The sequence below is a fragment of the Erythrobacter westpacificensis genome (assembly GCF_039542285.1).
In the GTDB taxonomy this organism is placed as follows: Bacteria; Pseudomonadota; Alphaproteobacteria; order Sphingomonadales; family Sphingomonadaceae; genus Alteraurantiacibacter; species Alteraurantiacibacter westpacificensis.
Genome location: NZ_BAABHV010000009.1, coordinates 539,942 through 561,264, shown reverse-complemented (window position 1 = coordinate 561,264; position 21,323 = coordinate 539,942). Strand labels below are relative to the sequence as shown.

Annotated in this window: 20 protein-coding genes; 4 read left to right on the top strand and 16 right to left on the bottom strand. The window is 64.3% G+C overall.

Annotation, left to right across the window (positions count from 1 at the left end; all coding sequences use genetic code 11):
- Nucleotides 1-19: 19 nt before the first annotated feature.
- The 6 genes from ABFX23_RS07455 to ABFX23_RS07430 all read right to left on the bottom strand — a co-directional run bounded on the left by ABFX23_RS07455 (nucleotide 20) and on the right by ABFX23_RS07430 (nucleotide 6,909).
- Nucleotides 20-1,480 carry a biotin carboxyl carrier protein gene (locus tag ABFX23_RS07455; RefSeq protein ID WP_346032455.1) on the bottom strand — a complete coding sequence of 487 codons (1,461 nt, stop codon included), beginning with the start codon at nucleotides 1,478-1,480 and terminating at the stop codon, nucleotides 20-22.
- Nucleotides 1,480-1,989, bottom strand: a complete 510-nt coding sequence (locus tag ABFX23_RS07450; protein ID WP_346032454.1) for an acetyl-CoA carboxylase biotin carboxyl carrier protein — start codon at nucleotides 1,987-1,989, stop codon at nucleotides 1,480-1,482. The genes ABFX23_RS07455 and ABFX23_RS07450 overlap by 1 nt, the downstream gene beginning before the upstream one ends.
- A complete protein-coding gene (locus tag ABFX23_RS07445) occupies nucleotides 1,986-3,029 on the bottom strand; it encodes a PEP/pyruvate-binding domain-containing protein (RefSeq protein WP_346032453.1) in 1,044 nt (347 codons plus the stop codon). Before ABFX23_RS07445 ends, ABFX23_RS07450 begins: the two co-directional genes overlap by 4 nt.
- A 3-nt stretch (nucleotides 3,030-3,032) precedes the next feature.
- Nucleotides 3,033-4,874 carry a PEP-utilizing enzyme gene (locus ABFX23_RS07440; protein WP_346032452.1) on the bottom strand — a complete coding sequence of 614 codons (1,842 nt, stop codon included), beginning with the start codon at nucleotides 4,872-4,874 and terminating at the stop codon, nucleotides 3,033-3,035.
- A 166-nt stretch (nucleotides 4,875-5,040) separates the two neighbouring features.
- Complete coding sequence (locus ABFX23_RS07435; RefSeq protein WP_346032451.1) at nucleotides 5,041-5,907, bottom strand: alpha/beta hydrolase; 867 nt, start codon at nucleotides 5,905-5,907, stop codon at nucleotides 5,041-5,043.
- A gap of 15 nt (nucleotides 5,908-5,922) precedes the next feature.
- The gene (locus ABFX23_RS07430; RefSeq protein WP_346032450.1) at nucleotides 5,923-6,909 is read right to left on the bottom strand and encodes a helix-turn-helix domain-containing protein; all 987 of its coding nucleotides are present in this window, start codon (nucleotides 6,907-6,909) and stop codon (nucleotides 5,923-5,925) included.
- 96 nt (nucleotides 6,910-7,005) lie between these two features.
- Between ABFX23_RS07430 and ABFX23_RS07425 the strand changes: the two genes are divergently transcribed.
- Together ABFX23_RS07425 and ABFX23_RS07420 are read left to right on the top strand one after the other, a co-directional pair.
- Complete coding sequence (locus tag ABFX23_RS07425) at nucleotides 7,006-8,046, top strand: amidohydrolase family protein (RefSeq protein ID WP_346032449.1); 1,041 nt, start codon at nucleotides 7,006-7,008, stop codon at nucleotides 8,044-8,046.
- 43 nt (nucleotides 8,047-8,089) lie between these two features.
- A complete protein-coding gene (locus ABFX23_RS07420; RefSeq protein ID WP_346032448.1) occupies nucleotides 8,090-9,220 on the top strand; it encodes a CaiB/BaiF CoA transferase family protein in 1,131 nt (376 codons plus the stop codon).
- 8 nt (nucleotides 9,221-9,228) lie between these two features.
- Here the strand turns inward: ABFX23_RS07420 and ABFX23_RS07415 are convergent, their stop codons facing one another.
- The 4 genes from ABFX23_RS07415 to ABFX23_RS07400 form a co-directional block, all read right to left on the bottom strand.
- Entirely contained in the window at nucleotides 9,229-10,578 is a 1,350-nt protein-coding gene (locus ABFX23_RS07415; RefSeq protein WP_346032447.1) for an aldehyde dehydrogenase family protein, read from the bottom strand.
- A gap of 93 nt (nucleotides 10,579-10,671) precedes the next feature.
- Nucleotides 10,672-11,514, bottom strand: a complete 843-nt coding sequence (locus tag ABFX23_RS07410; protein WP_346032446.1) for a class III extradiol dioxygenase subunit beta — start codon at nucleotides 11,512-11,514, stop codon at nucleotides 10,672-10,674.
- Nucleotides 11,514-11,918, bottom strand: a complete 405-nt coding sequence (gene ligA, locus ABFX23_RS07405) for a protocatechuate 4,5-dioxygenase subunit alpha (protein ID WP_346032445.1) — start codon at nucleotides 11,916-11,918, stop codon at nucleotides 11,514-11,516. Before ligA ends, ABFX23_RS07410 begins: the two co-directional genes overlap by 1 nt.
- A gap of 47 nt (nucleotides 11,919-11,965) precedes the next feature.
- On the bottom strand, nucleotides 11,966-12,394 hold the full coding sequence (locus ABFX23_RS07400) for a MarR family winged helix-turn-helix transcriptional regulator (RefSeq protein ID WP_346032444.1): 429 nt from the start codon (nucleotides 12,392-12,394) through the stop codon (nucleotides 11,966-11,968).
- Nucleotides 12,395-12,497: 103 nt separating this feature from the next.
- On the opposite strand from ABFX23_RS07400, the gene ABFX23_RS07395 reads away from it, so the two are divergent.
- Both ABFX23_RS07395 and ABFX23_RS07390 read left to right on the top strand, forming a co-directional pair.
- Nucleotides 12,498-13,361, top strand: coding sequence for a p-hydroxycinnamoyl CoA hydratase/lyase (locus tag ABFX23_RS07395; protein WP_346032443.1), 864 nt, complete (start codon nucleotides 12,498-12,500; stop codon nucleotides 13,359-13,361).
- A 105-nt stretch (nucleotides 13,362-13,466) separates the two neighbouring features.
- On the top strand, nucleotides 13,467-15,587 hold the full coding sequence (locus ABFX23_RS07390) for an acetate--CoA ligase family protein (RefSeq protein ID WP_346032442.1): 2,121 nt from the start codon (nucleotides 13,467-13,469) through the stop codon (nucleotides 15,585-15,587).
- Between the two features lie 7 nt (nucleotides 15,588-15,594).
- Here ABFX23_RS07390 and ABFX23_RS07385 read toward each other — a convergent pair whose 3' ends face one another.
- The 6 genes from ABFX23_RS07385 to ABFX23_RS07360 all read right to left on the bottom strand — a co-directional run bounded on the left by ABFX23_RS07385 (nucleotide 15,595) and on the right by ABFX23_RS07360 (nucleotide 21,271).
- Nucleotides 15,595-16,470 carry a hypothetical protein gene (locus ABFX23_RS07385; RefSeq protein WP_346032441.1) on the bottom strand — a complete coding sequence of 292 codons (876 nt, stop codon included), beginning with the start codon at nucleotides 16,468-16,470 and terminating at the stop codon, nucleotides 15,595-15,597.
- Between the two features lie 130 nt (nucleotides 16,471-16,600).
- Nucleotides 16,601-17,815, bottom strand: coding sequence for an OmpA family protein (locus ABFX23_RS07380; protein WP_346032440.1), 1,215 nt, complete (start codon nucleotides 17,813-17,815; stop codon nucleotides 16,601-16,603).
- A gap of 166 nt (nucleotides 17,816-17,981) precedes the next feature.
- Complete coding sequence (locus ABFX23_RS07375; RefSeq protein ID WP_346032439.1) at nucleotides 17,982-19,166, bottom strand: acyl-CoA dehydrogenase; 1,185 nt, start codon at nucleotides 19,164-19,166, stop codon at nucleotides 17,982-17,984.
- A 64-nt stretch (nucleotides 19,167-19,230) separates the two neighbouring features.
- The gene (locus tag ABFX23_RS07370; RefSeq protein WP_346032438.1) at nucleotides 19,231-19,611 is read right to left on the bottom strand and encodes a response regulator; all 381 of its coding nucleotides are present in this window, start codon (nucleotides 19,609-19,611) and stop codon (nucleotides 19,231-19,233) included.
- A 74-nt stretch (nucleotides 19,612-19,685) separates the two neighbouring features.
- Nucleotides 19,686-20,354, bottom strand: coding sequence for a hypothetical protein (locus ABFX23_RS07365; protein WP_346032437.1), 669 nt, complete (start codon nucleotides 20,352-20,354; stop codon nucleotides 19,686-19,688).
- 176 nt (nucleotides 20,355-20,530) lie between these two features.
- Complete coding sequence (locus ABFX23_RS07360; RefSeq protein WP_346032436.1) at nucleotides 20,531-21,271, bottom strand: OmpA family protein; 741 nt, start codon at nucleotides 21,269-21,271, stop codon at nucleotides 20,531-20,533.
- Nucleotides 21,272-21,323: the final 52 nt, after the last annotated feature.

The window sequence follows — 21,323 nt, the reverse complement described above, 5'->3', positions numbered from 1 at the left end:
AGTAGGAAAGCTCCGCTTCCTACCGCTCGACCTCCAGCTTGATATCGTCCTTCTCCAGCTCGAACTCGTCGATGTCAGTGCGCGCCAGCACCTCTTTCAACAGGTTCATCAGCGGCACCTTTTTCGGATCGTATTCCCGCTCCGCCGGGCCTGCCGCCTGCATCGCATCGACAAGGTTCTGCGGCATGGTGGCGCGCAGCAGGAATTCCTCGTCCGACAAGTGCGCGCCCAGCTTCTTTCGCAGCGTTGCAACGTCGGCCATGCCCTTTTCCGCCTCCAGCTCCTTCGTGCGCGGGTTGGCCATGATGCGGTCCATCACGTTTTCATCGACCGGCGCATTGGGCCTGCCGAACTTGCCGATGGCGAAGCGGATGATCTCGTCGGGGATCACGCTCCAGCGCTCGTCCGAGGTCACGTTCATCACCGCCTGCGTCTGCAACATCTGGGCAAACGGCGTCATCACGATGGGCCAGCCCAGTTCGCGCCGTACCCGGCCCATTTCCTCGATCACCGCGCCTTCCAGTTCGGGCACGCCCTGATCGGCGAGGTGGCGGCGCATGGTGCCCACCATGCCGCCGGGCAGGTTGTGCTGGAAGTAGGCGGCATCGAAATGCATCGGCTCGCCCTTGGGCAGGTTCTCGGCATCGGCGATGGCGGTGAACCAGTCGGAGATCTCGTCCACGGCCTCGTCATCGATGTCGACGGTGTGGCCGGTGGCGCGCAGGTTCGCGACGGTGCCGCGCACGGATGGGTGCGAAGTACCGCTGGCGAGCCCGCCGCTGGCGCATTGCAGCGCGGCGATGCCCATGTCGGCGGCCTCGCAATAGGCCTGCTCGGCAAGGCCGATGGTGGAATGCGAATGCAGTTCCAGCGGCAGGTCCCCGATCTCGGCCATGATCGCGGGGATCAGGGTGGCCGCGCGCTTGGAGGTCAGCAGGCCACCGGGATCCTTGATGTAGAGCGCGTCGATATCCTCGCTCGCCGCCATGGTGCGGGCAGCCTCGGCGTAGTGCGCATCGTCGTGGATCGGGCTGATCGAATAGACCAGCGCGCCCACCACCTGCTCCCCGCCTGCGCGTTTTACCATGCGGGCGACCTCGACGTTCGATTTCGCATCGTTCATCGGGTCGGCCAGGGCAAAGCGACGGATGCCGTTCTTCGCCAGCGTGGCAAATGCCAGCTCCATGAATTCGGGAGTGGCGGTTTCCCAGGCGATGAAGCGGAAGCCGGTGGAAAGGAACTGAAGCGGCGTCGTCTTGCAGATGTCCGCCATGGCGCGGATGCGTTCCCACGGGTCCTCCTGCTTGTAGCGCACGGCCACGCCCATGTGGGTGGAAGTGGTGAAATCGATGGCGGAAAAACCGGCGCGCTCCATGGCGGGCGCGATGGAGAGCGTCTTCGCGGTATCGATGCCGGTGGCGCCCCACAGGCACTGGTTGCCATCGCGCAAGCTGGTTTCGACGATCTGGATATTGGCCATCAGTCCACCTTTACCCGGATGATTGCCTGCCCCTTCTCGATGGCGCTGCCATTCTCCGGCAGCACGGCCGTGACCGTGCCGGAAACGCCCGCGCGCACCGAGTTCATCAGCTTCATCACCTCGATAATGGCGATGATCGTATCGGGTTCGACGCGGTCACCCACTTCCACGAAGGGGTCTTCGCCGGGGCGCGGGGCGGCGTAGTAGTTGCCCAGCAGCGGGGCGGGCACGTCCACTTCACCAGCGCCTGGACCAGCACCGGCCTCGCTTGCAGGCTCGGCGCTGCCGGACGGGGGTGGAGATGGCGGCGGCTCCACACCTGCCTCGCCTTGCGGCTGCGTTTCGTCGCTGCTCTCGTCCTCGTCGGCCACCCATCGGCCACGGCTGCCGCCACCGCCATCGCGGCGAATGCGCAGCTTCGTGCTGCCCAGCTTCAGGTCCAGTGAGCTGAACTGGCTCTCGCTCAGCAGACGCGCGATTTCGGCAACGTCCTTGCCTGTCAGGCTCATTTCTTCTTGCCCCCGAAGATCGCCATCACGTGGTTGTAAGCCTTGCCTTCCGGCTTCTTGACAGGCTGGCTTTCGGCGTCCTTCATCGCCCAGACCGTTTCCGGCCGCGATTGCAGCAGCAGAACCTTCCCGTCCTGGTCCAGCGCCCACTCGATATCCTGCGGCTTGCCGTAGTGCCGCTCTATCCGGCGGCCTACTTCGCGCAGCGCCAGCAGTTCGTCGTCGGTGAGGCAAGGTGCGTGGCGTTTCTCGTCGTCGTTCTCGATCTCGACAATGCCGCCACCGTCGGCGGGCACCTGCCGGGCGTGCTTGTCGGAAATGTCGCGCTGGCTGATCTCGCCGGTGATCTTGCCGACCACCCATTTGTCGGGCGTCACCTCGCCGGAAACCACGCTAGAGCCGAGGCCCCACGCGCCCTCGATGGTGATGACGGACTTGTCGCCGGTCGTCGGGCTACGGGTAAACATCACGCCCGCGCATTTCGCATCCACCATGCGCTGCACCACCACGGCCATGGCAACGCCATCCTCAGGGAAGTCCTGCTTACGGCGGTAGGTCATGGATTCGACCGAGTAGAGCGAGGCCCAGCATTCGCGCACCCGCTCGATCATGTCCTCTGCGTTCAGCACCCAGAGGAAGGTGTCCTGCAGGCCCGCGAAGCTCGCGTCCTCGGCATCCTCGGTCGTGGCGGAACTGCGCACGGCGACGGGCTGGCCGTCCTCGCACAGCCGCGCGTGGGCACTCTTCAGCGCGTCCTGCACCTCGGCGGGCATGGCCTCTTCCATCACACGGGCGCGCAATTGCTCGGACAGCTTCGTCGCCGCGCCAAGGTCCTGCGGGTCGAGCGCCTCCACCAGCGGGCGGATCGGTTCCCTGGCTTCCAGTTTCTCCAGGAACTGCTCGAATGCGGCCACGGTGACGACGAAGCCGGGCGGCACGTCGATCCCGGCCTGCGTCAGTTCACCCAGCGAGCCGCCCTTGCCGCCAACGGTCGGGCGGTCCGCGATGCCGACGTCTGCGAACCATGCAACCGCGTCCATGGCTCAGGCGTCCTCCAGCTCGCGGGTCTCGGCGGGCTGTTCGAGGATGGTGACCGTACCCTTGCCGCCATCGACGCGGATGCGCGCACCGTCGCGGATTTTCTGGCTGGCGTTGCCGGTGCCCACCACGGCGGGCAGGTCGTACTCGCGCGCCACGATGGCCATGTGGCTCATGGAGCCGCCGATGTCGGACACCGCCGCGCTGATCTTCTGGAACAGCGGGGACCAGGTGGGGTTCGTCACCTGGCAGACGAGGATATCGCCCTGCTGGATGCGGTCGATCTCCTTCACCGACTTGATGACTCGGGCGGTGCCTTCCACCACGCCGTTGCAGGCGGCAAAGCCGCGCAGTTCGTTGGGATCGCCTTCGCCGTCGGACAGCCAGGTATCCAGGCTTTCGCGGGTGATGCCCCACAGCATGACGATGGCGGGATCGTCGATCGCGTCGGGAACCTGCCCCAGTGCCGGCGGAACTGTCTCGCCGGCCCACGTGTCGATCGCCTTTTGACGTTCTGCGACAATCGCGGGCCAGCGAGACGGCCCCATCGGGGGCGACCCGGAGGACCAACTCAGCATCAGGTCGATAATGGCGCTTTCCAGCTCGTAATGGGTGAGGTGGAAGACATCTTCCTCCTTCTCCCAGAAGCCGTGCTCCGCCAGCAGCGCGCCGAATTCGCGGATCTTGTTGAAGAACAGGTTGGTGTACCAGTGCTCGCAGTAAAACTTGTGACCCTCCACGTAGGGGAACACGCGGTGCGCCAGCTCGATAAGCTGGTCGTAGGTCGCCTTGTCCTCTTCGGTGTCCAGCAGCTCGCGGTAGTCGGCGACCATCTGGTCGCGCTCCTTGATCAGCTGGTCCATCGGACGCTCGATATTCTCGCCCGCCTTGATCTTCTCGATATAACCGGGAAGCGCGGCGAAGGGCATCGACAGGTCGTCGTTCCAGCTGCGGTGATAGTGGTAGAAACCGTCACCCACGTTCACGTTGAACCACGGGTTGCGGCTGGTTTCCAGCTCGCCCAGCCATTCCTTGCCGGGGCCGCCCACCTTGTCGAGATCGGCCAGCACGGTGTCGATATCCATTTCCGGCGTGAAATGCTGATCCACGCCCAGCTCCACCGCGCGGCGGGCGAGGCGCTTCACTTCCTCGTCAGGCTTGAAGATTTCCGCTTCCATGCCCGCCACCATGCGGCTGATCGCCTGGTCGGAAATCTCGGGGAAGGCCGTCTTGCAGAAATCGAAGAAGGTCATGTAGGCGCCGTAGCCCAGCAGCAGGAACTCGAAGTGGTGGTGCCACATCTGGTAATAGCCGTTGAGCTGCTTGCGATAGGTCTCGATCAGCGCGTGGTTGGCGGCCACGCCCTTGCCGGTGTGGGTCGTCTCCATCGGCTCCAGCTCGGGCAGGTGAGGCACGGGGAGGTCCTGCGCCTCCGCGATCAGCGCCTTCATCTTGTCCTTCCACTGGTCGTAGAGCTTTTCCCAGTTCTCGTAATAGTAGAAACCGCGCTTCTGGAATTCCGCCGCGCGCGCCTCCACCTCCTTGGGGTCCGTCACCGGCACGCCGCCGATGAAGACGCGGCCGTTGATGATGCGGTGGTCGATCCCCTTGGTGGTGGGCAGCACGTGGACGCGGGTGTTGAACGCACCGAGCGCGCAGTAGGCCGCTTCCGCCGTGATCATGTCGAAGTGATGCATCGGTTCGGGAAAATGCATCGAGTTGTAGAACCAGAACCGCTCGTCATCGCCCGGCTGGAACTGTGCGTAATAGGGGTAGGCGGCCTGCGCGGCCTCCGTCCCCGGAGTCACTTCCAGCGAGCTGGGCAGGGGAAAGCTCTTTTCCGACATGTGCGTGCATCCTCTCAAATGCCTCGCCCGCCGCGCCGACCCTTTTCGGGTTCATCCACGAAGAGCAAATTCGATTGCGAGGTTACGCACAAGCACCGATTTGACAAAGGATTCCCGCGCAAGGCCAGTAGGAGAAAAGCGCAGGGGAAATTGTCTGGATCGGCTCTCAGATCCCGCCCGTGCGGCTTTGGGCAAAGCGCGTGAGGTCTTCCAGCACCGTGCTGCGCGAACGCAGGGGCCGGGCAAGGTGGATGAGAACGTCGACGTGGTCCACCTCTTCGTATTCGATCACCTGCGCCTCCACGCCCGCCTCCTCCAGCGCGGCGGCCAGCGCGATGGAATTGCGCGGCTTCACCGTAGCATCCTGCGCGCCGTGCAGCAGCAGCGCGGGGGGATCGCCTGCGCCGGCCCAGTTGACCGGCTGCGTCTCGGGCAGGTCCGGCCATTCGCCGAAGGCGGCGCGGGTGGAATCGGTGTCCAGCGGCAGGAAGTCGAACGGCCCGGCAAGTCCAGCAAAGCCGCGCACCATCGCGCGATCCTCGCCCAGCCAGCGCGCGTCGTAGGCGAGCATCGCCGCGATATAGGCGCCTGCGGAATGCCCGCTCAGCACCACGCTTTCGGGATCGCCGCCGTGCTCCGCTATATTCGCCTGAACCCAGCGCAGCGCCGCCGCGCCATCCTGCACGAAGCCGGGATAGCGCACTTCGGGCACCAGCCGGTAATCGGGCACCACGACCACGAAACCCCGCGCCGCCAAAGCGCGCCCGGCGAAATCGTACCCCTCGCGCGTGCCGCTGTTCCAGCTGCCGCCGTAGAAGAACACGATCACCGGCAGGCGAATGTCGGGCGATTCCACCGGCGCATAGATGTCGAGCCGCTGGCGCGGGTGATCGCCATAGGCCAATCCCTCCGCCACCTTTCGCGTATTGCCATCCTTGGGCACGAGCGTGTTGAAGGTGTGGAGGGGTGAAACCCAGTAGGCCACGCCCAGTGCGAGAGCAGCCAGCACGACGACGGCGAGAACCAGTTTCATGGCGGGTGGGACCGATCAGCTCTGCGGGGCGTGTCCGGCGCGCCAGGCGCTGGGTGTCACGCCGAACCGCTTGCGGAACAACCGGGTGAAATAGCCGGGATCGAGGAAGCCGTTGCGAAAGGCGATGTCGGCCACCGGCAGGCCCGCCGCGCGCGGATCGGCCAGCATGTCGCTCGCCCGGTCCAGCCGCATGGCGTTCAGCTCCTGCACGAAACTGGTGCCGCTGCCCGCCAGCAGGGTTTGCAGGTAGCGCTTGGAAATGCCGCAATCTTCCGCCACCCGCTCGGGCGAGAGGGACGAGTCCGCATAGTCGCTTTCGATCCGGCGCAGGATGCGCCGCGCCAGTTGCCCGCGGTGGCGGGTTCCGGCAGCCGCTTCCTCTACACCCGTCGCCAGTGACAGCAGCGTGCCGACCTGCTCTGCGATGAGGGGGCGGGGCAGGGGGGCATGGTCGATCCCGTCCAGCATGGTTTCCAGCAAGGCGCCCAGCGGCCTGCCCCAGCCTTCGCGGGTTTCTATCGGCCGCGCCAGCAGCGCGCCGGGATCGGGCAGGTGCTTCTCCAGCCAGCCCTGCGGCATCATCAGGTCCAGGCACTCGTGCTCGGTATCCATTTCCATCTGGTAGAAACGGGTGTTGTCCAGGAGCACGAACTGCCCCGGTTCGATGGTGAAGCTCTTGCCACCCATCAGCGTCTTCATCGCGCCCTGGCGTGAATAGACGAGCTGGATGGACGGTGCGGCACGGCCCGCGCTGCCTTCGGTGCCGGTGTGCGTCACGCGCTGCGCAGGGGCATAGAGGTGCAGCAGGCGAAGCTGGCCGATGCCGTGGCTGATCCACCTCGCGGCAAAGCTGTCCGCATCGAACACTTCCACCTCGATAGGGGCGATGGTGCTGGCGGCCCATTCGCGCCATTCGCGCAGCGCCTCTGGCCGGGCGAGACCGGCCGAGGTCCAGCTTTCAGGCTCGCTGGCGGCGTGATCGGATGGCTTGCGCGATGCCATGGAGACAATCCTGCGCGCAAAAATCCGATTTGGCAAACGTGACGAAATCCCTAGTCTTGCCCAAATCTTGATAGTTCAACGGGAGAGGAGAGACCCATGGGAAAGAAGTGCCGCCTAATCGCCTGCGAGGAAGCCTGGACGATTCCCGAGGTTGCCGATGAACTGAAGAAGGTGGCGCGCAGCCCCAGTCAGAGCCTCGACAAACTATTGGTGGCAGGCATCTACGATGCGGAGGAGGATACCAGCGGCTATGGCAAGATGAACTTCCTGCAGGGCCTGCTGGACGTGGAGGAGCAGCGCCTGCCACAGATGGACGAGCACGGCGTGGACATGCACCTCCTTACGCTGACAGCGCCGGGCGTGCAGATGTTCGATGCCGATACCGCCACCGACCTTGCGGCGCTCAGCAACGATCGCCTTGCCGAAATCTGCGCCAATCGCCCGGATCGCTTTGCCGGCCTCGGCAGCTTCGCCCCGCAAAGCCCCAAGCGGGCCGCGAAGGAGGTGGAGCGGGTGATGACCGAGTTGAAGCTCAATGGCCTCGTCGTCAACAGCCACACCAACGGCGACTATTTCGACGACTATCGCTTCTGGCCGATCCTGGAAGCGGCAGAGGCGCATGATGCGACGATCTACATCCATCCCCGCGCGCCGTCGGACAGCCTGAAGGGCCCTTTGCAAGACTACGCGATGGATTCGGCCATGTGGGGCTACGGCGTGGAAGTGGGCACGATGATGCTGCGCATGATGGCGAGCGGCGTGTTCGACAGGTTCCCGAACCTGAAGGTCTGCGTCGGCCACATGGGCGAAATGGTGCCGTTCTTCATCTGGCGCATCAATTTCATGAACAGCCGCGCGCAGAAGGTCGGCCGCGCCCCGAAGACGCAGCGCAGCATGGAAGAGTATTTCCGCGACAATTTCGTCTTCACCACCAGCGGCGTGGAGGACCACATGGCGCTGCGTTACGCGATTGATCGCATGGGTATCGATAACGTCATCTGGGCCATCGACTACCCCTACCAGCCGATGAAACCGGCGGTGGATTTCATCGAAAGCTTCGAATGCACCGAGGCGGAAATGCATGCGCTGTGCCACGGCAATGCGGAGCGCGTGTTCCATATTCCGCCGGAGAGCTGAGACGGGCGTTTACGTTGTTAGGGACTGCGCGTAGGCGGGGCGGATGAGCGAAACATCATCCAATGCCCCGCTGGCCGGTATCAAGGTCGTCGAACTCGCGCGCATCCTGGCGGGTCCGTGGGCGGGACAGGTGCTGGCAGACCTTGGTGCGGAAGTCATCAAGGTGGAAAGCCCCGAAGGCGACGATACGCGTCAGTGGGGCCCGCCCTTTATAGACCGGCCCGATGGCACGAAGGATGCTGCCTATTTCCACGCCGCCAATCGCGGCAAGGACAACCTGGTTGCCGATTTCAATCGCGCGGGCGACCTGAACAAGGTGAAGGCCCTGATCGCCGAAGCCGACGTGGTGATCGAGAACTTCAGGGTGGGCAGCCTCGCCAAGTTCGGGCTGGACTACAAGAGCCTCGTCGCGAACCATCCCGGCCTCGTCTACTGCTCGATCACCGGGTTCGGCCACGATGGCCCATACGCGGGCCGGGCGGGGTACGATTTCATCATCCAGGGCATGAGCGGTATCATGGACCTGACCGGTTTCCCCGACGGTGCGCCGACGAAGATCGGTGTGGCCTATGCCGACATCATGACCGGCCTTTACGCCGTGATCGGCATCCAGGCGGCGCTGCGCCAGCGCGAGGCGACCGGGCGCGGGCAGCTTGTCGACATGGCGCTGTTCGACGTGATGGTGGGCACGCTGGGCAACCAGGCGATGAACTACCTCGTCTCCGGCCGTAGTCCGAAGCGGATGGGCAACGCCCACCCCAATATCGCACCTTACGAAGCGTTCGAGGCCAAGGACGGCTGGCTGATCGTGGCCGTGGGCAACGACCGCCAGTACAGGCGTTTTGCCGAGGCGATAGACCTGCCCGCGCGCGAGGAGTGGACGACCAACGCCCGCCGCGTGAAGAACCGCACTTCGCTGTCCGCCGCCATCGCCATGCGCGTGAAGGAAATGAAGCGCGACGACCTGCTGCTGAAGCTGGAGAACAGGAGCATCCCCGCCGGCCCGATCAACAACGTGAAGCAGGCGCTGACCGATCCGCAGATCGTCGCCCGCGGCATGGTGGTGGACCTGGGCGAGACGGGCCTGAAGGGCCTGCGCACGCCCATCCGTTTCTCCGATGCGGACCTCGCGCTGGGCAAGCCGTCACCGGCGTTGCCCAGGCAGGAGGACTGAAGCGGCGATCAGGCGGCCATGTGCTGGTAGACGGCGCGGTGGTGGCTGAATTCCCTGAAGCCGAAGTAGCCGTGATAGCTGCCCATGCCGCTGCCGTTCACGCCGCCGAAGGGCAGCCGGTTTTCGAGGTAATGCGAGAACACGCCGTTCAGCGTGGTGCCGCCCGAACTGGTGCGCTTCAGCACCTTGTCCATGTTCTCCTCGCTGGGTGAGAACATGTAGAGCGCCAGCGGCTTGTCGCGCGCCTCGATGTAGTCGATCACCTGGTCGAGGCTGTCGTAGGTCATCACCGGCAGGACGGGCGCGAAGATTTCCTCCTGCAAGATCTTCATCTGCGGGGTGACGTCGGTGAGCATGGTGGGGTGGATGGTAAGGTCTTCTGCATCCATCTCGCCGCCCACGGCCACGGTCGCGCCTTTCTCGACGGCATCGTCCACCATGGACTTCACGCGCTTGAAGTTCGCCTCGTTCACGATCTGCGCGATGGCGGACTTGTCGATTTCGCCGCTGCCGTAGAGATTCTTCTGCACGTTTGCGCGGAAGCCCTCGACCAGTTCGTCCTGCTTGTCTTCCGGCACGAAGACATAGTCCGGACAGATGCACGCCTGCCCGCCGTTGAACTGCTTGGCTCCTGCCAGCGCGGCGGCGATGGGAGCAACGTCCGCGCCCTTGTCGATGATGACCGGGCTCTTGCCGCCCAGCTCCAGCGTGACGGTGGAAAGGTGCTTGGCAGCGGCGGCCATCACGATCTTGCCCACCCGCGTGGAGCCGGTGAAGAAGATGTGGTTGAACGGCAGTTCCAGCAGCGCCTCGGCCACCGAGACATCGCCTTCGAACACGGCGACCTCGTTCTCGTCGAAGCATTCCTCGACGATGGTCTTGGCGATCTTGGCAACGTTGGGGCACAGGTCCGTCAGCTTCACCATGCAGGTGTTGCCAGCAGCCACGGCAGCGGCGACCGGGCCGAAAGTGAGACCGAGCGGGAAGTTCCACGGGCCGAGGATAAGGCACACGCCGCGCGCTTCGGGCACGATCATGGCCTTGTCGTCCGGGTTGTTGGTGGGAGTGACCGCGGTGGGCTGCATCCATTCTTCGACATTGTCGATGTTGAGCTGGATATTGCCGACGATGTTCATCACCTCGGTCACGCGGATCTCGCCCTCGGGCTTGCGCGTATCCTTCAGCACGGCGGCGACGATATCGTCCGCGTGGCTTTCCACCGCGTCCTTCAGCTTCTGCAGCTTCGCCTTGCGCGTGGCGGCATCGCTGGCCTTCACGTTCCACTGGTTTGCCTGCTGCGCCTCGAAGACGCGCTTGATATCGGCGGACAGGTCGGCGGCGGTGGGTTGGTCGGTCATGTCAGGCTCCCCGGCTCATGTGCGTAGGCGTGTTTTCAACCGCTAGATCGTAACTCGCCCGGACATTGTCAATCAGAAGAGGACGGTGACTGGCTAGCTCTTGGTCTCGTAGACGACGTGCCCCACTGCGGTATTGCTGGCCGGCACGCGGTAGAAGCGGTGCTTCTCCTCCACGCCGTAACCCAGCGCGGCGCGCATGATCAGCCACATGATCAGCTCGATCCCCTCGGTGCCCGCTTCGCGCAGGTATTCGAGGCGGGTGATGTACTTCAGCTCCTCCGGCTCGTGCGCCAGCAGCTCCAGGAAGCGGCGGTCGAACTCCTCGTTGATCAGCCCTGCGCGCGTGCCCTGCAACTGGTGGCTCATGCCGCCCGTGCCCCAGACCTGCACGTTCAGGTCCTCGGGGAAGGTCTTCACCGCGTTACGGATCGCTTCGCCCAGCTTCCAGCAGCGTTCGCCGCTGGGGGTGGGGAACTGCGTGACGTTGACGGCGATGGGGATCACCTTGCACGGCCATTCCTCCACTTTCCCGAACACGAGGGAGAGCGGCACGGTGCAGCCGTGGTCCACGTCCATCTCGTTGATCAGCGTCAGGTCGAATTCGTCGATAACCAGCTGTTCCGCCACGTGGGCGGCCAGATCGAGGTGGTTCTTCACCACCGGCACCGGGCGGCGGCCCCACCCTTCGTCGGCGCTTTCGAATTCCTCGGCAAAGCCCATCGCGAAAGTCGGCACGATGTCCAGCATCAGCGAGCTTGCGTGATCGTTGTAGATCAGGATCACCACGTCGGGCGTGTTACCCTTGATCCATTCCTTCACGTACTCGTAGCCTTCGAAGATCGGCTTCCAGTAATCTTCCTCGGTCTTGCCGAGATCGAATGCCGCGCCGATCGCGGGCACGTGGCTGGTGGCGATACCGCCGGAAATTCGGGCCATCAGTTCTTGTTCCTTATCGAGCGCAGGCCTTCGGGCGAGCGGCCGCCCGCCAGCATCATCTGCGCATATTCCTCCGCGCTCATCCCGCTCATGGAACTGACCGCCTTCTGCGCGCTCCACCCATCGGTGCTGGCGATCTTCACGAGGAAGTACATGTTGCCGCCAAGCTGGATCAGCTTGGTCAGGTTGCGTTCCAGCACGGCTTCCTTCTGCTCTTCCGACATGTCGTACCGATCGAGGTATCCGCGCTCGTCTGCCTTGAACGCCTCGCGGTTCTCCGCCTTCATCAGGCTCATGCAGAACTTGTGCAGGTGATAGGCTTGGCGGCTTTCGCGCGCCCGGAACACCTTGGTTCCGGGAATGTCGTCAAGCTCGTCGAGCGAATAGAGGCGTGTGCGTGGCATTGTCGGGTCCTGTTGCTTGGCGCGGCGGGCGCACCGTTTCGATAGCTTTATTGATCGCCGTTATCCACGACCCATAGCGCATTGAGCGCAGGGAGAAGGTGGTCACGGTGCCGGGCGGGCACGCGAGAGAGCAGTTCGGCCTCGAACGTCTCTATCACGTGGAGCGCCTTGTCTCGCATTTTCCGGCCTTGCGCGGTCAGCACGAGGCCCTGCGATTTTCCGTCGATGGCATGGCGCTCGATCAAGCCTTCGCTCTCCAGCCGTTTCAGCAGGGGAACCATGTTGGCACGCTGGATATCCAGCTGTCGGCCAAGCGCGCTGGCGGTGATATCCGGGTGGGTGCCGATCAGCAGCATGGCGGAGGCATCGGCCTGTCGCAGCCCCAGTTCCGCCAGTCGCCCGGCGAGTTCGGCGCCGGTGGCATTGGCAGCCCGTCGCAGCGAATAGCCGGGAAAGCGGATCAACGGATCGTCCATGCAGGGCACCTTAGCGATTGTTGTTGCGTATAGCAATCCATATAGCTATTGGGGATAACAATTAATGCAACGGCGCGAGTCGCGCCACCAGAGGAGAGCCCCCATGGCAAAAGGCCCGTCGCAACCCGATCCCCGCCCGCAGGAAGAAACCGTCAAGTACGAGATCGTCGACGGCGTGGCATGGGTATCGTTCAACCGTCCGGACAAGCGCAACTGCATGAGCCCCAAGCTCAACAAGCAGATGCTGATCGTGCTGGAAGAACTGGAATTCCGGGACGACGTACAGGTGCTGGTGCTGACCGGGGAGGGCACGTCGTGGTCCGCCGGCATGGACCTGCTGGAATACTTCCGCGAGGCAGAAGTGCAGGGCCTGCACAAGGTCCGCGAACACCAGCGCCAGGCCTATGGCTGGTGGGAACGCCTGCGCTGGTACGAAAAGCCGACCGTCGCGATGATCAACGGCTGGTGCTTCGGCGGTGCCTACGGCCCGCTGTTCGCCTGCGACCTGGCTTTCTGCTCCGACGATGCGCAGTTCGGCCTGTCCGAAATCAACTGGGCCATCCTGCCCGGTGGCGGCGCTTCGAAGGTAGCGGCAGAGCTGCTCAACTTCCGCGATGCCATGTACCACGCGATGATGGGTGAGAACCTGACCGGCCCCGAAGCCGCGGCAAAGGGCATGGTCAACGAATCGCTGCCTGCCGACAAGCTGAAGGACCGGGTGCAGGAGGTGGTCGACGTGCTGAAGAAGAAGGACAGCCAGGCCCTTCGCGCCACCAAGTGGGCCGTGCGCCGCGTGCGCGAGATGACCTACGACAATGCCGAGGACTACCTGATCCGCGCGCAGGAAGCGCTGAACGACTTCGGCGGCTGGGAAACCCGCAAGGAAGCCACCAAGCAGTTCCTCGACGAGAAGACCTTCAAGCCCGGCCTTGGCGCATTCGACAAGACCAAGGTCAGCAAGGACTGATTTCAATATCGACGTATTCGCTCACCCCGGCCATTGGTCGGGGTGACGCTTATGGTGCTGCGAGCTAGGTACGCAGCAAGAATTGTCAGGGAAGAGGATCGCCCGATGAGCACCCGTCGCTTCACCAACGAACAGATCGATCGCCTTCTGCGCCCGAAATCGGTCGCCGTCGTCGGCGCATCCGACCGCCACGGTGCGCTCGGCTGCACACTGCTCAACAATCTCGTGCAGTACGAGTTCGATGGCGATGTCTACCCGGTGAACCCGAAGCGTGAGGAGTTGCAGGGCCTCAAGGTCTACAAGGATGTGAAGGAACTGCCCCACGGCGTCGACTGCGCGGTGCTGGCGATCCCACGCCCCTTCGTGGTGCAGACGGTGCGCGACCTGGCCGAAAACGGCTGCGGCGCGGTGGTGATCTACGCTGCCGGTTTCTCCGAAGCCGGTGAAGAGGGCGCGAAGGACCAGGCCGAACTGGCCGCTATTGCCGAGAAGCACGGCATCATCATCGAAGGCCCGAACTGCCTCGGCTGCACGAACTATGTCGAGCGTATCCCGCTCACCTTCGTGGAAACCAACATGCAGACGCCGCCCGAGGGCGCGCGCGCCGTGGGCGTTGCCAGCCAGTCGGGCGCACTTGCCGCCGTGCTGGCCACCACACTGCACCCGCGCGGCTGCTATGTTTCCACTTCGGTTTCCACCGGGAACGAGGCGGCATCGGGCGTCGAGGACTACGTGGAGTGGCTGGTGGACGATCCCGCCACGCACGTTATCGCCATGTATGTCGAGAATTTCCGCCGACCGCAGGCGTTCATCGCCGTCGCCCGCCGCGCGCGTGCTGCCGGCAAGCCCATTGTCCTGCTGCATCCGGGCAAGAGCGACAAGGCGCAGGAATCCGCCGCCACCCATACAGGCGCGATGGCCGGCAACTACGCGCTGATGAAGGCCAAGCTCACCCGCGAAGGCGTGATCTTCGCCGATACTCTGGAGGAGTTGGCCGATATCGCCACCATCGCCGTCACCTGCGAAAGCCTGCCGGGCGCGAACATGGTGGTGCTGGGCGAAAGCGGCGCGCTGCGCGGCCTCGCCTTCGACCTGGCCGAGGACATCGGGCTGGACCTGCTGCACCTCGACGATGAGAACAGCCCCAAGCTGCGCGAAGTGCTGCCCGATTTCGTGCCGGTATCGAACCCGACGGACATTACTGCCGTGGGCCTCAGCGAACCGGAGATCTACACCAACCTGCTGACCGCGCTGCTGGAAGACGACCGCGTCGGTTCCGTCGTGGCCAGCATCATCCAGTCCGACCCGATCACCAGCGAGATCAAGTTCCCGGCCATCCAGAAGGTGCTCGACGGGCGCGAGATGGACAAGCCGCTGGTCTTCGCAGGGGTCGACGAAGGCGCGAACGTGCCGCAGAAATACATCGACGGGCTGGCGGAAGTGGGTATCCCCTACTTCCCCTCCACCGAGCGCGCATACCGCGCGATTGCCCGCCTTGCGGACCTTGCCAAGCGCGACCTCGAAAGCCGTTCGGGCGAACCGCTGGCGATGCCGGGTATCGGAGATGAAAGCGGTGTCATTCCCGAATACCGCGCGAAGGAACTGCTGCGCCCGCTGGGCGTGCCGTTTCCCGAAAGCACCTTTGCCGCCTCCGCCGACGATGCCGCGAAGGCGGCCGATGCGTTGGGCTATCCGGTGGTAATGAAGGCGCAGGCCGCCGCGCTTGGTCACAAGAGCGATGCCGGCGGCGTGATCCTGGGTCTCAAGTCGGCAGACGAGGTGCGCAAGGCGTTCGACCGGATGCACGGCAACGTGGCGAACTACGATTCCTCCATCACGCTGGACGGCGTGCTGGTGGAAAAGATGGGCGCCATGGGCACCGAGATGATCGTGGGCGCCAAGCACGATCCGCAGTGGGGCCCGGTCGTGCTGGCGGGCTTCGGCGGCGTGACGGCAGAGATCCTGAAGGATGTGAAGCTGTTCACTCCCGACCTGGGCGTGGAGCAGGTCAAGGAAGGTCTGCTCAAGCTGAAACAGGCTCCGCTGCTGATGGGCTGGCGCGGTTCGCCCGCGCTGGACGTGGACGCGCTGGCCGAGATGATCGTGACCATGGGCCGCATCATGGAAGGCAACCCTTCGATCCGCGAAGTCGATCTCAATCCCGTGATTGTCTATCCGGAAGGGCAGGGCGTGATCGCGCTCGACGCCCTGATGCTGGTCGGATGACGGGGTGTCAGCCGCCGCGCCGCAGTGCGCTGGTGTAATTGATCCGGATCCTTACCCAGCTGCCGACCTGGTACTGCCCGCCAAGGCGCGGCGGGCGGACCTTGAATTGCCATGCGGCGGCCTGAACCGCTCGCGCGATGCCCGAATTCTGCGGATATTCGCTGACGATCTCGCAATCCTCGACGCGCCAGTCCTGCGCGGTACGGCAGGCGATCATGCCCCAGCCGGGGCCGCTGGCGGCCGAGAGGTAGCCTGAAAGCTGGTCCGGCTCCGGCTCCCTGTACCAGGCCGCGGCGTAAAGCGGGGAACCATCGGGCGCAGTGCCGACCCTTTCGCTGTCCGGCCCGCCGCGATTGCCGGTGTCTGCCGGCCCGAAATTCCGGTCCGACCTGACGACCGCGCCGATCCGCCCGCGCGGCGCGGCGGTAGGTGTAGGCGCCGGTTCGGGTGCGGGCTGCGGCGGGACGTTCACCGTCGGAACGGGCAGGGCAGAGGGCAGCGGCATGACGGACGGCGTCGCAGGCTGCGGTTCATCGCGTTGCTGCGGCGTGGTTTCGACCGGCGTGGCGGCGCTTTCCGGCTCGCTTGGCGCCGGCTCGTCCTGCGGAGCCTCGGCCTTGCTTACGTCGAAACTGGTAACGGGCACGAATTCGCGCTGTTCCTCCCGGCTGCCGAGGCCCAACGAGAGCAGCAGCAGCACGATCAGCAACTCGATGCCAAGTGCAAGGGCGAACCCGGCACCACGTCGCGAGGCATCGGCGCGCAGCCGGGCATAGGCGCTGCGCCACCACGGACCCTCGATGACTTCTGGCTCGTAGGCGTAAATGGAAGGGGTATCCCGCGAGTGTGAAAAGCCGCGCACTAGCCGCGCGTGACTGAACATGCACTGTCAGGGACGCTCGCCGTTTTCAACCGTTGGCGATGCGGGGCTTCAGATGCTCTCCGCTGTTAGGCCAAACAAAAAGGGCCGGGATTGCTCCCGGCCCTTTTCGTATGTGTCGGTGTGAAACCGCTTACATGCCCGAGCCCGGACCGTAAGTGATTTCCACGCGGCGGTTCTGCAGTTCGCGCACGCCGTCGGCGGTGGGCACGCGGGGCATGCTTTCGCCGAATGCTTCGCTGGAGATGCGACCGCCCGGGATGCCGCGACCGGTGAGGTATTCGCGGACGGAGGCGTTACGACGCTCTGCCAGACCCATGTTGTATTCCACCGAGCCGGAACGGTCGGTGTGGCCGGCCAGCATGATGGCTGCGGTGCCGCAATCGCCGTAGGCGGTGATGGCGGAGTTGAGCACGGTGGCTGCTTCCGGAGTGATGGTGGACTCGTCCCAATCGAAGAACACGATGTAGGGGCCCTGCTCGCAGACCGGAGCCGGCGGCGGAGGCGGCGGCGGCGGAGGCGGCGGGGGCGGAGGAGGCGGCGGCGGGGGCGGCGGCGGCGGGGGAGGCGGCGGCGGCGCTTCTTCGCCACCCAGCAGGAACCGCAGGCCCATCGTGCCCGTGTGCTGGTTGTAATCGGTCGTCATGTTGATCGGCAGCGTCGGAGCGAAGCGGTAGCTCGGCTCGTCGAAGAGGCCGCGATACTTGTATTCGGCAAACAGCTGCACGTTGTCGGACAGGTTGCCCGAGACACCGACGATGCCCTGGTAGGCGAAAGCTGCGTCCGAACCCTTCACTACCAGCGTGTCGCTGGGGATGTAGTTCAGGTCCGTGACAATCGCACCGGCGCCGACACCGAGGTAGGGTTCAACCGCACCAAGCTGGAAGTCGTACAGTGCGTTCAGGAAGAAGCTGTAGGTTTCCACGTCGCCCTGGCCGTCGGCCAGGAAAGCGCCGACCGAGGTGTTCGTCGGTTCGGTACGCAGAAGCGCACGGCCGAGGTCGCTGTCGTCGAGCAACGTGCCACCGACGACGAGACCCTTGTGATAGTCGATGTCCATCTTGGCGTAGCTGCCGTCGAGTTCGAGGCGGAAGCCGTTGTCGAATGCGTAACCAAGCTGCAGGCCGGCGGTCCAGCCAAGGTCGACATTCGTTTCGAATTCGTAGTTCGTGCCCGCAGGAACAGCGGGGAACGCACCGGACGGCGGGAGAGCATCGATGAACTCACCTTCGTTCTGGGCATTTTCATTGGTGACTACGCCACCACTGACACCGATATAGGCCTGCGCGTGGGCGGTTGCCGGAAGGGCAAGCGCGGCCACCGAGGCGCCGATCAATAGCTTCTTCATAGTTGTCCTCATTACGATCAACGAGATACGTCCCGTATCCCTTGGTCAATCGCAGGCTTACACCATTGTTCCACGCATGGGAACAAATCCATCAAAGCCCGCAAAACTGTTGCGCAAAATCCACATTTACCGAACCGACGGTTGCGCCCGCCATCGGAACGAATTCCTAGAAAGCCGAAAGCCCGGTGATCGCGCGCCCGAGAATGAGCGCGTGGACATCGTGCGTGCCCTCGTAAGTGTTGACCGTTTCCAGGTTCAGCATGTGACGCATGACCTTATATTCCTCGGAAATTCCGTTGCCGCCATGCATGTCGCGCGCGGCCCGCGCGATATCCAGCGCCTTGCCCACGTTGTTCCGCTTCACGATGGAGATCATTTCCGGCGCGAACCGGCCCTCGTCCATCAAGCGGCCGACGCGCAGGGAACCCTGCAGTCCAAGGGCGATCTCGGTCGCCATGTCGGCGAGCTTCAGCTGGTAGAGCTGCTTCGAAGCGAGAGGCACGCCGAACTGGTGGCGGTCGAGCCCGTACTGGCGCGCCGCGTGGTAGCAGAATTCGGCCGCACCCATGCTGCCCCACGAAATGCCGTAGCGGGCACGGTTGAGGCAGCCGAACGGCCCCTTGATGCCCTCGACATTCGGCAGGAGGGCGTCCGCGGACAGTTTCACCTCGTCCATCTGGATCATGCCGGTGGTGCTGGCGCGCAGCGAAAGCTTGCCCTGGATCTTGGGCGCTTCCAGCCCCTTCATGCCCTTTTCCAGAACAAATCCGCGCACCTTGTCGCCGTGCGCCTCGCTCTTGGCCCAGACCACGAACACGTCGGCGAAGGGCGAATTGGAAATCCAGGTCTTCGCGCCCGACAGCGAATAGCCGTCGCCGTCCTTCTTGGCGTAGGTCCGCATTCCTGCCGGATCGGAGCCTGCATCGGGTTCGGTAAGGCCGAAGCAGCCGATCAGTTCACCCGAGGCGAGGCCGGGCAAGTACTTCGCGTGCTGCTCTGCCGAGCCGTAGGCGTGGATCGGGTACATCACCAGCGAGGACTGCACGCTCGCCATGGAACGATAGCCGCTGTCCACCCGCTCTATCTCTCGCGCGACAAGCCCGTAGGCGACATAGCTGGCGCCCGCGCCGCCGAATTCTTCCGGAATGGTGACGCCCAGCATGCCGGCCTGGCCCATCAGCGGGAACAGCTCGCTGGCGTCTGCCTCTTTCGCGAAATCGTCGATCACGCGGGTCTGCAGCGTGCCTTGCGCGAAACCGTGGGCGGCGTCGCGCACCATGCGCTCGTCCTCGGTCAGCTGATCGTCGATGTTGAAGGGATCGGCCCAGTCGAAAGGCACCATATCGGCCATGGCAAATAGTCTCCTTTGAAACCGCCCTACTTAGTCGTGCGGAGCGGGGCAAGGAGCCTTGCGTTCAATGCGCCCTTTTGTTTGCTTCGGACATCATCTGGATCAGCTTGTCCGGCGGGCAGGGCTTGCACGCTGTCAGTGCGTTTGGATAGCGCTTGGCAATCTCGCATTCCGAGATGTGGCCGGAATGAAAGATGATCGGCACGCCTGCCTCGGTCAGCGCATCTGCCAGCGGGAAAACCTCGCCGTCGGCGGTCATCACGTCGAGGATGGCGAAATCCGGCATTTCCTGGTCTATCGCGATGAAGGCATGCCCCTTGTTGGCGTAGGGCCCTTCCACACGGTAGCCCATGTCGCGCACGGTTTCGGACAGATCGAGTGCGATAATCACCTCGTCTTCCACCACCAGTACGGTGGGCTGATCAGTTGCTGCCTGGCTCGCCATACACATAACCTTTCCCTCGCGTCAGATCGTGACGCGGCTTGGAAACTACGCGGCAAGGGAGCGGGGGTTCCCGTTCAGGACGTCGCGCCGAACCTCGCTTCGTAGGCGGCGATGTCGCCCGACTGGAGCAACTTTGCCTGTTCCACCCAGTTGTCGCGCCTGATCCGGCCCTGGAACCTGCCGAGTTTCGCATCGATCCGGTCGATATCGGCATCGGACCAGCCGGCGATCTGCGCAAAGCTGGTCACGCCGAGCTCGGCCAGCAGGTTGGCGAGCTTCGGGCCGACGCCCTTGATACGCCGAAGGTCGTCGCCCGAAGCGCGATCGGGCGCTGCGGACGGTGCGGGAGCGGGTGAGGGTGGCACCTCCTTCATGGCCTCGCGCATCGGCACCCCGTCGCCGGTTTCGGCATCTGTGCCCAGCGGCGCCGCCGCGGTCGTATCCGCGTTGGCGGCAGCCGAAGTCGGACCCGGAGAAGCATCGCTGCGGGCGGCTCCCACGTCCTGAACATCGCTGGCGGCGGGCGTGACGGACGGCTCGGGCGGACCGGTGTCGCGCTGTGCGGCGGGCGGCGCGTCGATCAGCGCCTGGTTGCGCCGTGCGGCCTTGCTCTCGCTTTCGTCCTTTTCCTCGATTTCCACCTTGGTGCGGCGGGAAGCGACGAAGATCCACCAGGCCACCAGCAGCCCGATCACCAGGGCGATGACGATCAGGATCCAGTTTGCCTGCAACAATTCAGCCATGTGCATTTCTCCGATTAATCACGTGTCCCGGCCCCAGACGGCCCAGCCAAGGCCCAGCCCGATCGCATAGGCGAACAGCATCAGCACCAGTACTTCCATCCAGATCGGCATGCGGTTCCTTTGCAGCAGGTGGGACGATTCGGGCAAATCACCCGGTCGTGGTTATCGTAAAAAGCCTAACGCGGACCGGGCGTATCGACCGGGGTGGGAAGCAGCGGCTGGGTGGAAACCACTGCGAATTCGATACGACGGTTGGCGGGGTCGGTCGGTTCCAGCCCCTCGACCGGAACGGCAGATCCTTCGCCCGTCACCCGCACCTCTTCCGCAGGGATGCCACGCCTCACCAGCGCCTGCTTCACCGCCTGGGCGCGCTCTCGCGAGAGCACGATGTTCCGTTCCTCCGGACCGGAACGGTCGGTGTGACCGCTCACTTCGATCACCGCGCCGAGACAGGGACGAAGGGCGCCGGCGACTTCGTCGATCAGGGACTGGCTGCCTGCATCGATCTGTGCCGAGCCTTCCTCGAACCGGATGGTGCGCGCGCGCAGCAGGGCTTGCACGTCCTCCTGGCAGTGGAGCGGGCTGAAGTGCTGTTCCACCATCACGTCCCCATCGGACCAGCTGATGCCGCCCACGCCGGGTAGCCCGGCGACGGCGTGAGCAATGTCGTTGCGCGTGGCCTCGTCGAGGCCCTCTGCGCCGGTGAGGACGACGTGGCGACTGGGAAAACCGTTGGGAGTGCGGAAATGCGCCTCCACCTTGCCGCCGCCGCCTGCCTCGGCGATGGCATCGGCGGCGGGTGCGGAAATCCGCTCCACCACGGTGGGCGCATTGGCGCTGCCGATGGTTACGGCGAGGACGAAGCAGGCCAGCAGGCCGATGGATATGGCAACGTAGGGCTTGCGCAGGAAATTCATGCGCAAGCCTTAGCGCGAGTTATCGGCGCGCGTCGAGGGCCTGAGCCAAACG

Coding starts and splice junctions, on each gene's coding strand:
- ABFX23_RS07435 (WP_346032451.1), bottom strand. CDS start 5,907: ATGAAACTGGTTCTCGCCGTCGTCGTGCTGGCTGCTCTCGCACTGGGC.
- ABFX23_RS07400 (WP_346032444.1), bottom strand. CDS start 12,394: ATGGACGATCCGTTGATCCGCTTTCCCGGCTATTCGCTGCGACGGGCT.
- ABFX23_RS07385 (WP_346032441.1), bottom strand. CDS start 16,470: ATGTTCAGTCACGCGCGGCTAGTGCGCGGCTTTTCACACTCGCGGGAT.
- ABFX23_RS07380 (WP_346032440.1), bottom strand. CDS start 17,815: ATGAAGAAGCTATTGATCGGCGCCTCGGTGGCCGCGCTTGCCCTTCCG.
- ABFX23_RS07425 (WP_346032449.1), top strand. CDS start 7,006: ATGGGAAAGAAGTGCCGCCTAATCGCCTGCGAGGAAGCCTGGACGATT.
- ABFX23_RS07365 (WP_346032437.1), bottom strand. CDS start 20,354: ATGGCTGAATTGTTGCAGGCAAACTGGATCCTGATCGTCATCGCCCTG.
- ABFX23_RS07455 (WP_346032455.1), bottom strand. CDS start 1,480: ATGGCCAATATCCAGATCGTCGAAACCAGCTTGCGCGATGGCAACCAG.
- ABFX23_RS07410 (WP_346032446.1), bottom strand. CDS start 11,514: ATGGCCCGAATTTCCGGCGGTATCGCCACCAGCCACGTGCCCGCGATC.
- ABFX23_RS07450 (WP_346032454.1), bottom strand. CDS start 1,989: ATGAGCCTGACAGGCAAGGACGTTGCCGAAATCGCGCGTCTGCTGAGC.
- ABFX23_RS07440 (WP_346032452.1), bottom strand. CDS start 4,874: ATGTCGGAAAAGAGCTTTCCCCTGCCCAGCTCGCTGGAAGTGACTCCG.
- ABFX23_RS07430 (WP_346032450.1), bottom strand. CDS start 6,909: ATGGCATCGCGCAAGCCATCCGATCACGCCGCCAGCGAGCCTGAAAGC.
- ABFX23_RS07415 (WP_346032447.1), bottom strand. CDS start 10,578: ATGACCGACCAACCCACCGCCGCCGACCTGTCCGCCGATATCAAGCGC.
- ABFX23_RS07395 (WP_346032443.1), top strand. CDS start 12,498: ATGGCAAAAGGCCCGTCGCAACCCGATCCCCGCCCGCAGGAAGAAACC.
- ligA (WP_346032445.1), bottom strand. CDS start 11,918: ATGCCACGCACACGCCTCTATTCGCTCGACGAGCTTGACGACATTCCC.
- ABFX23_RS07375 (WP_346032439.1), bottom strand. CDS start 19,166: ATGGCCGATATGGTGCCTTTCGACTGGGCCGATCCCTTCAACATCGAC.
- ABFX23_RS07360 (WP_346032436.1), bottom strand. CDS start 21,271: ATGAATTTCCTGCGCAAGCCCTACGTTGCCATATCCATCGGCCTGCTG.
- ABFX23_RS07445 (WP_346032453.1), bottom strand. CDS start 3,029: ATGGACGCGGTTGCATGGTTCGCAGACGTCGGCATCGCGGACCGCCCG.
- ABFX23_RS07370 (WP_346032438.1), bottom strand. CDS start 19,611: ATGGCGAGCCAGGCAGCAACTGATCAGCCCACCGTACTGGTGGTGGAA.
- ABFX23_RS07420 (WP_346032448.1), top strand. CDS start 8,090: ATGAGCGAAACATCATCCAATGCCCCGCTGGCCGGTATCAAGGTCGTC.
- ABFX23_RS07390 (WP_346032442.1), top strand. CDS start 13,467: ATGAGCACCCGTCGCTTCACCAACGAACAGATCGATCGCCTTCTGCGC.